Genomic DNA, 12,123 nt, shown 5'->3' with positions numbered 1-12,123 from the left:
TCACGCTCGCGAGGCCGCGCTGCGCAGCGCGGCCTCATGCGCCTCTCGCTCGCGTCGGCTGGTGTCGATGTGCGCGAGAGCCAGTGCGCTCGCCCGCTCGCCGTCCCGGTCACTGATCGCCTGGAACAGGGCCTCGTGCTCGTCGGTGACATGCACGAGGTCGTCGTGCTGGGAGAGTCCCCAGCGCAGCCTGCTGCGCATGCTCCGCATCAGGTCCTGCAGCAGGCGGTTCTCGGCGAGCGCGGTGACGGTCTCGTGGAAGTCCGCGGCGGCGCGTCGGGAGGTGATCCGATCCTCGATGACGGCGCTGCTCTTCTCCGCCTCGAGCGCCCTTCGCAGCTCCTCGAGTCCGTCTCGGCGATGGCGCTCCGCGGCGAGACGGAAGGCCAGCGGTTCGAGCACCGCACGCACCTCGTCGAGATCCGTCATGTCGGCGGAGGTGAACTCGCGAACCACCGCCCAGGTACGGGGCCGCAGGATGACGAGCCCCTCCCCCTCGAGCACCTTCAGGGCGTCGCGGACAGGCACGCGGCTCACGCCGAACTCCGCAGCGAGGTCGCGCTCGATGAGCCTGCTTCCCGGTTCGCGCACGCCGTCGAGGATGGCTCCGCGGATCCAGTCCGCGACTCTGGTCGATTCGAGGACGCGCTCTTCTGCAGTGCTCACCCCGTCATTCTTCCACCGGGTTCCGTCGAGACCCGATCAGCGGTGCGCGGGTCCTCCACTCGACGTCGCCGGCTCTGACGATGCCCTCGTAGAGCCTCGAAGCGACCCCGGCGCGGATCCCCCGCGCCCTCCCACGACGAAGGGGCCGATCCGTGCGGATCGGCCCTTCGTCATCGTGGGCTACTTCTTCTTCTTGCCCTGTGCCCTGCGCTGCTCGCGGTTGCCCGCAGCCGGCGCCGGGGCGGCGGCATCCGTCTTCTGGCCGAAGGCGCCGCGCGGGGCCTCGGCCTCCGCCTCGGGCTGCTCCGCCGCTGCGCGTGCGGCCGCGGCCTGGCGGAGACGCTCGGTCGCAGCCTGCTGGACCTGCCCTCGATCGTTGCGCACCTCGACCTCGCCGGCGTCGTTCGCGGCGGAGTACTCGAGTCGCTGCTCGCCGCCGCCCTCGGAGAGACCCTTGGCCTCGACCTCTGCGGTCTCGGCGTCTCCCGCGCGACGGACCTCGACCTCGAGGTTGTAGAGGTAGCCGACCGACTCCTCCTTGATCTGCCCCATCATGGACTGGAACATCGCGTAGCCCTCGCGCTGATACTCGATCAGCGGGTCGCGCTGCGCCATCGCCCTGAGGCCGATGCCGTCCTTGAGGTAGTCCATCTCGTAGAGGTGGTCGCGCCAACGGCGGTCGAGCACCTGCAGCACCACGCGGCGCTCGAGCTCGCGGGTCGCCGCCTCGCCGAGGGACTCCTCCCGCTTCTCGTAGGCGATCTTCGCGTCGGACAGCAGCTCGCGAGTCAGCCCGTCTGCCGTGATCCCGCCCTTGCGCCCCTGCGCTTCGGCGACGACCTCATCGATCGTGACGCTGACCGGGTAGAGCGTCTTCAGCTCGGTCCAGAGCGCGTCGAAGTCCCAGCTCTCGTTGTGGCCCTCGCCGGTGTGGTCGTTCACGACGCCGGTGATCGCGTCCTCGATGAAGTGCTGCACGCGGTCGGCGATGTCGTCGCCCTGCAGGATGTGGCGACGGTCGGCGTAGATCGCCTCGCGCTGACGGTTGAGCACGTCGTCGTACTTGAGGACGTTCTTGCGCATCTCGGCGTTGCGCGCCTCGACCTGCGACTGCGCGCTGCGGATCGCGCGCGACACCAGGCCGGACTCGATCGGCACGTCGTCGGGGAAGTTGGTGCGGTTGAGGATCGCCTCCGCCGCCCCCGACTGGAACAGGCGCATGAGGTCGTCGGTGAGGCTCAGGTAGAAACGGCTCTCACCGGGGTCGCCCTGGCGGCCGGAGCGGCCTCGGAGCTGGTTGTCGATCCGTCGCGACTCGTGGCGCTCGGTGCCCAGGACGTAGAGCCCGCCGGCCTCGATGACCTTCTCGGCCTCCTCGGCGACGACGGCCTTGGTCGCGGCGTACGCCTCGTCCCAGGCGATCTCGTACTCCTCGGGGGTCTCGACCGGGTCGAGTCCCTTGGACTTGAGCTCCTGCACGGCGAGGAACTCCGCGTTGCCGCCGAGCATGATGTCGGTACCGCGACCGGCCATGTTCGTGGCGACGGTGACGGCGCCCAGACGGCCGGCGCGGGCGACGATCTCGGCCTCGCGAGCGTGGTTCTTCGCGTTGAGGACCTCGTGCTTGACGCCCTTCTTGGCGAGCAGGCGGGAGAGGTACTCGCTCTTCTCGACGCTCACCGTGCCGACCAGCACCGGCTGACCGCTGGCGTGGCGCTCGGCGATGTCCTCGACGACCTGCGCGAACTTCGCGGTCTCGTTCTTGTAGACGAGATCGGCCTGGTCCTTGCGGATCATCGGCCTGTTGGTCGGGATCGGGATGACGCCGAGCTTGTAGGTCGACATGAACTCCGCCGCCTCGGTCTCGGCGGTACCGGTCATGCCTGCGAGCTTGTCGTAGAGGCGGAAGTAATTCTGCAGCGTCACCGTGGCGAGGGTCTGGTTCTCCGCCTTGACGGGGACGCCCTCCTTGGCCTCGATGGCCTGGTGGATGCCCTCGTTGTAACGGCGTCCGACCAGGATGCGGCCGGTGTGCTCGTCGACGATCATGACCTCGTCGTTCATGACGACGTAGTCGGTGTCCTTCTTGAACAGGGCGAGCGCCTTGATCGAGTTGTTCAGGAACGAGATCAGCGGGGTGTTCGCGGACTCGTACAGGTTGTCGATGCCGAGGTAGTCCTCGACCTTCTCGATGCCGGGCTCCAGGACACCGACGGTGCGCTTCTTCTCGTCGACCTCGTAGTCCTCGCCGACCTCGAGGGTCCGGGCGATCTTCGCGAACTCGGCGAACCAGCGGTTCGCCTCTCCCGACGACGGACCGGAGATGATCAGCGGCGTGCGCGCCTCGTCGATGAGGATCGAGTCGACCTCGTCGACGATCGCGAAGTAGTGCTCGCGCTGCACGAGGTCTTCCTTGCGCCACGCCATGTTGTCGCGCAGGTAGTCGAAGCCGAACTCGTTGTTCGTGCCGTAGGTGATGTCGGCGGCGTACTGCTCACGGCGCACGGCAGGCGTCTGCCCGGAGACGATGATGCCCGTCGTCATCCCGAGCGCGCGGTACACGCGGCCCATGAGCTCGGCCTGATAGGAGGCGAGGAAGTCGTTCACCGTGATGACGTGCACGCCCTCGCCGGCGATCGCGTTCAAGTAGGCGGGGAACGTGGCGACGAGGGTCTTGCCCTCACCCGTCTTCATCTCGGCGATGTTGCCGAGGTGGAGGGCCGCGCCGCCCATGATCTGCACGTCGTACGCGCGCATGCCGAGTGTGCGCTTGGCCGCCTCGCGGACGGCGGCGAACGCCTCGGGCATGAGCTGGTCGAGGGTCTCGCCTGCCGCGTACCGCTCGCGCAGCACGGTCGTCTCGTCGCGCAGCTCGTCATCGGTGAGCTTGGAGATGTCCTCTTCCAGCGCATTCACCGCCTTGACGACCTGGTTCAGACGACGGATGACCCGCCCTTCACCGGCGCGCAGCAGCTTCTCAAGAGGATTGGCCACGGATGTCATCTCCCTGTCAGTGGGTGAACAGCCCGCTCGCCGCACGGCGAACAGCAGGCATACGTGCTCATGTTACCGGTCTGTGACCTGCAGATCGTCTGCACGCCGTCTCAGCGGCCCGCACGGTACCCCGGATGCACGTCGCGGTCGACCCCGTGGGCCTCGGCGAGCTTGCCCAGGAGCTCCGCGAGCGTCGCGCGCTCCTGCTCCGTCAGCACCTCGATCGTCGCCGCTTCGTGTGCCGCGCCGACCGTGCGCATCTCGGCGAGTACCTCTCGCCCTCGGGCGTCCAGCTCGAGCCGCTGGACCCGCCGATCGGACTGACTGCGCACCCTCCGCACGAGCCCCTTCTCCTGCAGGGAGTCGATCAGCGCCACCACGCGGCTCGGCACGACGCCGAGCTGGCGGGCGAGCTCCTGCTGACTGAGCCCGTCCGACTGCGCGATGAGGCGCAGGATGCCGAGATCGCTCGGCTGCACGCCCAGCGGCGCCACCCGCTCGGCGAATCGCTGGCCGACGGCGGATCCCACTTGGGAGAGCAGGAACGCGATGCGTCGGAACGGCGGGGTGGAGGATGCGGGCATGACGACAGTTTATCCACCCACAGTAATCATTCTGTGCTATGAATGATTCATGACTTCGACTGAACCCTCGACGGCATCCACCCGTCGCCAGCCCGGCCCGCCTCTCGCACCGATCGCCATCGTCACCATGGCGCTGTTCATGATGTCCCTCACGATCCCGCTGCTCCTCGCAGGCACGACCTACCCCTCCCCGTTCGGCGATGATCGGGCGATCCTGGACTACTTCCGCCAGAACACCGCCGCCACGACCATCACCGCGCTCCTGCAGTTCGCCGCCGCCCTGCCCCTCGCCATCTACGCGGCGGTCTCGACGACACGGTTGAACCGTCTCGGGATCCGCGCGCCGGGAGTCTCGATCGCCTTCGCCGGCGGCATCCTCTCCTCTGCAGCCATGACGATCTCGGCGTTCGCATCCTGGGGCCTCACACGACCGGCGACCCTCGCGGACGACGCTCTCGTGCGCACGCTCCACGACCTCGCTTTCATCTCCGGCGGCCCCGGCGCCGTCGTCCCTCTGGGCCTTCTCGTGGCAGGCATCGCCGTTCCGGGGCTGCTCGCAGGACTGCTCCCCCGCTGGCTCGCGATCACCGGGCTCGTCCTCGCGGGGATCGCCGTCCTCGGCACGCTCGCCGTCGCCGTGCCCGCTCTCGCCGTGCTCCTGCCCATCGCCCGGTTCCCCTCGATGGTGTGGTTGATCATCGCGGCGCTCCGACTCCCGAAGGACCGCGCACCGCGTAACCGCACGTCCTGACGACGCGGGGGTTCCCCTGCATACCCGGTATCCATATACTCGGTATGCCCGCATCACGCTCAGGGAGGTCCCCCATGTCGGTTCGTCAGAGCCTGCTCGCCATCCTCGATCAGGGCGCCTGCTACGGCTACCAGCTGCGCCATGAGTTCGATCGTCGCACCGGGTCGACCTGGCCGCTGAACGTCGGTCAGATCTACAACACCCTGGAGAGACTCGAACGCGACGGCCTCGTCGAACGCGGCGACGCCGACGAGCAGGGGCACATCTACTGGCAGATCACCGAGGCGGGCTCGGCGGAGGTCGCCGACTGGTTGTCCTCCCCGGTCGTGCGCGCACAGGCGACGAGGGACGAGCTCGCGATCAAGCTGGCCGTGGCGGCGACCCTCCCCGGGGTCGACGTGGCCGGCGTGATCCAGACCCAGCGCACCGCATCGCTCACGCAGCTGCAGACCCTGCAGCGCGCGAAGTACGCCGGCGGCGACCCCGAGGGACCGGAGGAGCTGTCCTGGGCTCTCGTCATCGACTCGATGATCTTCGCGGCCGAGGCGGAGGTGCGCTGGTTGGACCACACCGAGCAGCGGCTCGCGCTGCACCCGCGGCACACCATGGGACTCGAGCTCACCGCTGATCGGCCCAAGCGAGGCCGTCCGGCGAAGACGGATGCCGCACTCGCCGGCGCCGAGCAGAGCTGATGACCGAGACGGTGCTCCGACTCGTCGGAGTGACCCAGCAGTACGGACAGGGAGCGACCGCGGTGTCGGCCCTGTCCGGCGTCGATCTCGACGTATCCCGCGGCGAGCTCGTCGCGGTCATGGGCGCCTCCGGATCGGGGAAGTCGACTCTTCTCTCGATCGCCGGGGGCCTGGCGAAGCCGACGACCGGAGAGGTCATCATCGAGGGTGCGTACCTCAGCGAGCAGTCGCCGAAGGAGCTCGCGCAGCTCCGCCGCCGGTCGCTCGGCTTCGTCTTCCAGGACTTCAACCTCATCCCCACCCTCTCCGCGATCGAGAACGTGACTCTTCCGCTCGAGCTCGACGGGTTCCGCAACGGCGTGGCCAGGCGGGCCGCGGAGGAGGCGCTGCTCTCCGTTGGCCTCGCCGACAGGATCGACGCCTATCCTGACGACCTCTCCGGAGGTCAGCAGCAGCGGGTCGCGATCGCCAGGGCCGTCGTCGGAGGACGCAGGCTGATCCTCGCCGACGAGCCCACCGGCGCCCTCGACTCGGTCACCGGCGAGTTGGTGCTGAGGATGCTGCGGGAGAGGATCGACGCCGGCGCCGCCGGCATCCTCGTGACCCACGAGGCCCGCCACGCGGCGTTCGCCGACAGGATCGTGTTCCTCCGCGACGGACGCATCGTGGACGAGACCAGACGTCAGGGCGCGGAGGTCCTGCTCGCGGGCAGCGGGAGATGACCCGCGGCGGATCCGGTGCGCGCTGGCGCGTGGCCGCGCGACTGGCCCGGCGTCAGGTGCGCAGGGCGATGCTGTCGAGCATCCTCATCGGGGTGCTCATCATGCTGCCGATCGCCGCGATGACCGCGTACGCGATCATCGCGGCCAGCACGATCGCCACCCCCCAGGAGCGCGTCACCAGCGAGCTGGGGCGCACCGAGGCCTGGATCGCGGTGAAAGGGCTCCCCGGCGACGGCTTCTGGCAGTCGCCGACGCAGCCGGACTGGACCGGCTACTCGTCGGATCTCGTCGACGCCCCGTCCGGGACCGCCGTCGCCGACCCGATGGCTCTCCTGCCGGAGGGAACCGCCGCCATCCCCCTCGTCGAGGGCACGGTGCGCGTCGTCACCCCCGACGGCGTGACCGGGATGCCCGCCTGGTCCGGGGAGTCCTGGGATCCGCGACTGTCGGGGCGGTTCGACCTCGTCGACGGACGGAGGCCGCACGGCGCCCAGGAGGCTCTTGCGACACCGGCGACGATGACTCGGCTGCAGATTTCCGTCGGAGATGCCGTCACCCTCGCGGAGAGCGGATCGAGGTTCACGGTCGTCGGGACGATGAGCGCCGCTCCTCTCGCAGACGATGTCCCCGCTCTCTTCCTACCATCGTCCGACGCTCTCGCCGGAGAGAAGCGCTGGTACCTCCCCGAGCACGAACTGGGCTGGAGCGACGTCACGTCCTTGAACGAGCAGGGGATCGTCGCCTTCTCCCGCGCGGTGGTTCTGGACCCGCCCGACCTCCGCGGCACGGACGCGGAGCTCCCCTACGACGAGTACTGGTCTGCGCGGTACTCGATGCTCATCATCCTCTCCGCCGCCGGGGTGTTCGCCGCCTACGTGGTGGTCATGCTCGCGGGCGCAGCGTTCGCCGTGTCCGCCCGGCGCCAGCAGCATGCACTCGCGGTCGCGGCGAGCGTCGGCGCCTCGTCGGGCGACCTGCGCAGGATCGTGCTCCTGCAGGGCACGACGCTCGGGTCGATCGGGGGCGTCGTCGGGGCGGTCATCGGCGTCGGCGCCGCCGCCCTGATCCTGGGGATGCTCGACGACGGATCCGCGACCGCGTTCCCCGGGTTCCACCTCCCCTGGGAGTTCCTCCTCGCGATCCTCGTGTTCGCCGTCATCGTGGGAACGGTGTCTGCCGCGACTCCTGCGCACACCGTGGCGCGCTCCGACGTCCTGGGCGCGCTGCGCGGCTCTCGCCGCCCTCAGACGCCCCGAGCATCCCGACCGGTGCTCGGGTCCGCGCTCATGCTCCTCGGCGTCGCCGTCACGATCGGCTCGGCACTCGCGGTCGTCGCGGTGACCTCCTCGGCTCTCCCGTGGGACTCGCCGCTGCGCACGATCCCGCCGGTCGGCATCGTGGTCGGCCCGATCGTCGCGCAGATCGGCATCCTGCTCTCCGGGCGCTGGCTGCTCTGGATCACCGCGCGCGCCATGTCCCGGATCGGGCTGGCCGCCCGTCTCGCCGCGCGGGACGCCTCGACGAACGCCTCGCGCACCGTTCCGGCGTTCGCTGCCATCGCCGCGACCGTCTTCATCGGCGTCTTCGCGCTCGGCGCGTACTCGATGCAGAACGCGCAGTCCGCGCGGAACTGGTTCTACCAGGCGCCCGTCGGGAGCATGTCCGTCGCCTTCCAGCCTTCGGATACGGCCGGTCCCTTCGCGCTCACCACGGAGCAGGCCGCCGATGCCGAGACGGCGGCCAGAGAGCTCGCGCACGCGGCGAGCGCCACCGGAATCGCGACCATCGGCGCCCAGGTGCCCGTCTGGATCTACCCGTCAGCCGACGACGTACCCGACGACGTCGTCTCGGCGATCGCCCTGCTGCCCGACGAGCATCTCATCGACCCCACGGAGCAGGACTCCTACACGTCTCGCGGACAGGATCCGTCGAACCCGCTCTCGGTGATCGCGCCGGAGGAGATCGAGACGGCTCTCGGTGTCCGACTGACCCCGCAGCAGCTGCGGGACTACCGCGACGGCGCCGCGCTCTCCGCCGATCCGCGCTTCGTCACCGACGGGTCCGTCGAACTCGCCGCGTGGACGGGCGCGCAGGCGTATGAGGGAGGGATGCCGGACAACATCTGGATCTCCGCGGAATCCATCGATCACGCCCCTGTCTGGCAGAAGACGATCCCGGCGATCTCGGTGCCGCTCCCCCTTCAGCCGACCCTGATCGCGATCACACCCGACACCGCGGCGTCGCTCGGCATCGCCTGGCAGCCGCGATCTCTCGTCGCGTCCTTCGACTCGCCGCCGTCGGCCGAGACCCGCGACCGCATCATGTCGGAGGCGGACACGCTCAGCACCTCCTCCTGGGCGCTCACCGCCGCATGGGAGCAGGGTCCCCCCGACGATGCGATGTGGATGGCGCCGATCATCGCCGCCGTCGCGACGCTGGTCCTCGGCGCCAGCGCGGTGGCGCTCAGCCTCGCGCGGGTCGAACGCCGGCCCGATGACGCCACGCTCTCCGCTGTGGGAGGGACGGCGGGCCTGCGCCGCCGCATCGGATTCTGGCAGGGCCTGATCATCGCCGGGTTCGGCACGATCGCCGGAGCGGCGGCCGGGGTGCTCCCGCCGATCGGGTTCGCCATCCAGTCGCGCGGCGACCTTCTCCTGGCTGATGCGCCCTGGACCGTGCTCGCGCTCTTCGTGCTCGCTCTGCCGGTGGGCATCGCGCTGGTGAGCTGGCTCGTGCCTCCCCGCAGACCAGAGCTGATCCGGCGAACCTCGATCGCCTGACACACGCTGTGAGCGAACCGGCGCGCTCTCAGGCGGATGCACAGCCTGCGCATTCGCACGGATTACTAGGATCGGATCATGGCTGGAATTTGGGGCAGACGCAAGCGCGAGCAGGAAGAGCTGGCGGCTCAGGACGCCGATCTCGCACGGCGGGCGGAACAGGCACTGGTCGCGACAGACGAGCGGATCCGTTCGACCTCCGATGAGCTGTCGTTCGCGGAGGCAGAGCTCGGCGAGTCGCTGACCGCCGACCTCAAGGCAGCGCTGACAGCCGTGCGCACCCACCTGCGCGAGGCGTTCCAGCTGCACCAGCTCAACCACGACGAGATCCCGGACACGCCAGAGGAGCTGCGCACACGCAACGCGCGCATCGCACAGCTGTGCGACTGGGCTCAGGATCTCCTCGACGAGAAGACGTCCGTGCTGGCGGAGTCGATCGCCAAGGTGCGGCGAGCTCCCGAGGTGATCGCGCAGGTGCGCGCGGATGCCGCCGCCCTCAGCGCCCGCATCCCGCAGACGAACGACACGGTCAAGCGCCTGAACTCCCGATACGCCGATTCGGCGATGAACCAGATCACCGCGAGCGCGGCCGAGGCGGAGCAGCTCATCGCGTTCGCCACTCACGGCGCCGATGTGTCGGAGCGACGCCGCGCGTCGAAGCAGAACGAAGAGGCCAACCTCGCGCTGGAGACGGCGACCGAGGCCACGCGGCGCGCGTCCGCACTGCTCGACGCGGTCGAGGACTTCGAGATCGAGGCCCTTCGCGCCGAGTCGACGCTGGCCGAGGTCGTCGCCGATTCCCGCTCCGACCTCATCGCAGCGCGTACGGCCCCTCAGGTCCCCGCGGTGGCCTCCGCCGTCACCGCGCTTCAGAGGGCCCTGGACGCGCTCACCCCCGCCGGCACCCCCGGCGACCCGTTCGGCGAGCTCTCCCAGCTCCGCGCCGCCAACACGGCGCTCGACGAGGCCATCGCCAAGGCACGGTACCGCGCCGAGAACCCGCTCCCCAGCATCCAGCAGGTGCAGCACGCCATCGATGACGCCGATCGTCAGCTCGGCGTCGCCCGCGGTCTCATCTCCGGACACCGCGGCTGGATCGGCGCGGACGCACGCACACGGCTCGCCGAAGCCGAGCGTCTGCGCGTCGATCTCTCCGACCTGCTTCCCGCCGAAGAGACGCGCGAGGAGGCGCTCACCGGCGCCCGCCGCGTGGCCCACCTGGCGTCAGAGGCGCTGCAGCTCGCTCAGCGCGACATCGACTCCTCCCGCCCGCAGGATCAGGGCTGGGGCGGCGGCGGATGGGGCGGTGGACCCCGCGGCGGCAGTCGGGGCGGGGGCGGCGACATCGCCTCCGGCATCCTCGGTGGACTCGTGATCGGCAGCATCCTCGACGGGATCTTCGACTGACACGGCGACGCGTCTTCTCACGCCGAAAGGCCCGGCCCCTGTGGAGGGACCGGGCCTTTCGCATTCCTCTCAGGAGGCGAGTGCCTCGGACGGCGGCGCCTGGGTGCTCAGCGCGATGACGCCGTAGTCCCATCCCTTGCGGCGATACACGACGCTCGGGTGGTCGGTGCGCACATCGACGAACAGGAAGAAGTCGTGTCCGACCAGCTCCATGCGGTCGACCGCCTCCTCCACCGTCATCCATTCGGCGTCGAAGCTCTTGGTGCGGATGACGACGGGCGAGTAGACGTCTTCTTCCTCGCTCTGCACCGGGACGCTCCCGGTGGCGACGGCGTGCAGGACGTCGACGGATGCCGGCTGCACGTCGATTCCCTCCAGGGCTCCGCTGCCCTTCTCGAAGTGCGCGCCTCGTGGGTGCTGGCGCCCGTCGACCCTCTTCTCCTTCGCCCGACGCAGCTGCTCGGACATCTTGTCGACCGCGAGGTCGAGGGCGACGAACTTGTCGCCGTCCGTGGCCTCGGCACGGACCACTGGTCCCTTGCCGACCAGCGTCAGCTCGACGGTCTCGTCAGGTACGTGCCCGTTCCGATACACACGGTGGGTGACCTTCACGTCCAGCCGCTGCGCTCGGGACGCGAGCATCTGGATCCTGGCGATCTTCTCTTCGACAACGGTTCGGAAGCGATCGGTGATACCCACTCCGACGCCAACGATGCTTGTTTCCATTGCTGCCTCCTTGTCCCGGTCCACCCGGCCAAGGGCGGACCGTGGTCGCCTTGTTCTGCCCAACCGTAGTCCGCTCGTCGGCCGTTGTCACCACTCAATTGCTCCGTGTCGTCGGTGCGTCTCCTCTGAGCCCGCTGTGACGCGCCGTCGCCGCGAGCGCCACGGCCGCGACGACCTCGAACCCAGCCTGACCGAGCACTCTCGCGGCCTCGTCGAACGTCGCCCCCGTCGTGACGACGTCGTCGACCAGCACGACGCGTGCGCCCTCACCCCGCCGCCGAGCGCGCATGCTCCCCCGCACGTTCTGCGCGCGCTCCGCCCTCCCCAGCCCGCGCTGGTCGGCGCGTGCACCGGCGTGCCTCAGCAGGCGCCACGGAGCGACACCGGCACGCGCGAGGAGCATGTCGGGCACCCGGTACCCCCGACGGCGGAAGGCCGCGCGTGAGGTCGGGATCGGCGACGCACGGATGCCCTCGTCGAGCTCATCGAGGAGAGCGCCCGACAGCGCGATGCCGAGTGGGCGCGCGAGCACCGTTGCGCCCTCTCCCTTCAGGCTGCGAATGCAGCGCGCCGCCACCCCCTCGAACGGCAACGCCGCGCGCACTCGGAGCCCGGCCGGGGTCCGGAGCTCGTGCGGAGCGGGCGTCAGCGCTTCGCGGCATCCCTCGCAGAGGAAGACGCCCGGCAGATCGCAGCCGGCGCACGAGGCGGCGAGCAGGAACGCCCCGATCTCGGCGCCGATCGCGCGCCAGCGTGGAGGATGCATCCATCGATCCTGCCGTCCTTCGGCACGGAGACGAC

10 protein-coding genes are annotated in these 12,123 nt (G+C 69.7%); 5 read left to right on the top strand and 5 right to left on the bottom strand.

Features of this window, described 5'->3' with window-relative positions; all coding sequences use genetic code 11:
* From ACFY5A_RS12035 to ACFY5A_RS12025, 3 genes are all read right to left on the bottom strand, one after another.
* A complete protein-coding gene (locus tag ACFY5A_RS12035; RefSeq protein ID WP_387234283.1) occupies positions 1–666 on the bottom strand; it encodes a GntR family transcriptional regulator in 666 nt (221 codons plus the stop codon).
* Positions 667–846: 180 nt separating this feature from the next.
* Positions 847–3,660: a preprotein translocase subunit SecA gene (gene secA / locus ACFY5A_RS12030; RefSeq protein WP_341942507.1), complete on the bottom strand. Its 2,814-nt coding sequence runs from the start codon at positions 3,658–3,660 to the stop codon at positions 847–849.
* Positions 3,661–3,770: 110 nt separating this feature from the next.
* Positions 3,771–4,244 (bottom strand): MarR family transcriptional regulator, encoded by a 474-nt coding sequence (locus ACFY5A_RS12025; protein ID WP_341942508.1) that lies wholly within the window; start codon positions 4,242–4,244, stop codon positions 3,771–3,773.
* Between the two features lie 49 nt (positions 4,245–4,293).
* On the opposite strand from ACFY5A_RS12025, the gene ACFY5A_RS12020 reads away from it, so the two are divergent.
* The 5 genes from ACFY5A_RS12020 (at position 4,294) to ACFY5A_RS12000 (ending at position 10,596) form a co-directional block, all read left to right on the top strand.
* On the top strand, positions 4,294–4,995 hold the full coding sequence (locus tag ACFY5A_RS12020; protein WP_387234279.1) for a DUF4386 domain-containing protein: 702 nt from the start codon (positions 4,294–4,296) through the stop codon (positions 4,993–4,995).
* 74 nt (positions 4,996–5,069) lie between these two features.
* Positions 5,070–5,687 (top strand): PadR family transcriptional regulator, encoded by a 618-nt coding sequence (locus tag ACFY5A_RS12015; RefSeq protein ID WP_105672452.1) that lies wholly within the window; start codon positions 5,070–5,072, stop codon positions 5,685–5,687.
* Positions 5,687–6,409 (top strand): ABC transporter ATP-binding protein, encoded by a 723-nt coding sequence (locus ACFY5A_RS12010; RefSeq protein ID WP_223586683.1) that lies wholly within the window; start codon positions 5,687–5,689, stop codon positions 6,407–6,409. Before ACFY5A_RS12015 ends, ACFY5A_RS12010 begins: the two co-directional genes overlap by 1 nt.
* Positions 6,406–9,189 (top strand): FtsX-like permease family protein, encoded by a 2,784-nt coding sequence (locus tag ACFY5A_RS12005; protein WP_387234275.1) that lies wholly within the window; start codon positions 6,406–6,408, stop codon positions 9,187–9,189. Before ACFY5A_RS12010 ends, ACFY5A_RS12005 begins: the two co-directional genes overlap by 4 nt.
* A 78-nt stretch (positions 9,190–9,267) precedes the next feature.
* On the top strand, positions 9,268–10,596 hold the full coding sequence (locus ACFY5A_RS12000) for a hypothetical protein (protein ID WP_387234272.1): 1,329 nt from the start codon (positions 9,268–9,270) through the stop codon (positions 10,594–10,596).
* Between the two features lie 69 nt (positions 10,597–10,665).
* On the opposite strand, the gene hpf is transcribed toward ACFY5A_RS12000, so the two are convergent.
* Both hpf and ACFY5A_RS11990 read right to left on the bottom strand, forming a co-directional pair.
* Positions 10,666–11,322, bottom strand: coding sequence for a ribosome hibernation-promoting factor, HPF/YfiA family (gene hpf / locus ACFY5A_RS11995; RefSeq protein WP_105672456.1), 657 nt, complete (start codon positions 11,320–11,322; stop codon positions 10,666–10,668).
* Between the two features lie 94 nt (positions 11,323–11,416).
* Positions 11,417–12,088 carry a phosphoribosyltransferase family protein gene (locus ACFY5A_RS11990; RefSeq protein ID WP_341942512.1) on the bottom strand — a complete coding sequence of 224 codons (672 nt, stop codon included), beginning with the start codon at positions 12,086–12,088 and terminating at the stop codon, positions 11,417–11,419.
* Positions 12,089–12,123: the final 35 nt, after the last annotated feature.

The sequence above is a fragment of the Microbacterium sp. NPDC012755 genome (assembly GCF_042901325.1).
Classification (GTDB): domain Bacteria; phylum Actinomycetota; class Actinomycetes; order Actinomycetales; family Microbacteriaceae; genus Microbacterium; species Microbacterium natoriense.
This window is presented reverse-complemented; position numbering and strand designations above follow the sequence as displayed.

What these genes read in the sequence shown, in the direction of transcription:
- ACFY5A_RS12025 (WP_341942508.1), bottom strand. Translation starts at nt 4,244, where the DNA reads ATGCCCGCATCCTCCACCCCGCCGTTCCGACGCATCGCGTTCCTGCTC.
- ACFY5A_RS12020 (WP_387234279.1), top strand. Translation starts at nt 4,294, where the DNA reads ATGACTTCGACTGAACCCTCGACGGCATCCACCCGTCGCCAGCCCGGC.
- ACFY5A_RS12015 (WP_105672452.1), top strand. Translation starts at nt 5,070, where the DNA reads ATGTCGGTTCGTCAGAGCCTGCTCGCCATCCTCGATCAGGGCGCCTGC.
- ACFY5A_RS12010 (WP_223586683.1), top strand. Translation starts at nt 5,687, where the DNA reads ATGACCGAGACGGTGCTCCGACTCGTCGGAGTGACCCAGCAGTACGGA.
- ACFY5A_RS12005 (WP_387234275.1), top strand. Translation starts at nt 6,406, where the DNA reads ATGACCCGCGGCGGATCCGGTGCGCGCTGGCGCGTGGCCGCGCGACTG.
- ACFY5A_RS12000 (WP_387234272.1), top strand. Translation starts at nt 9,268, where the DNA reads ATGGCTGGAATTTGGGGCAGACGCAAGCGCGAGCAGGAAGAGCTGGCG.
- hpf (WP_105672456.1), bottom strand. Translation starts at nt 11,322, where the DNA reads ATGGAAACAAGCATCGTTGGCGTCGGAGTGGGTATCACCGATCGCTTC.
- ACFY5A_RS11990 (WP_341942512.1), bottom strand. Translation starts at nt 12,088, where the DNA reads ATGCATCCTCCACGCTGGCGCGCGATCGGCGCCGAGATCGGGGCGTTC.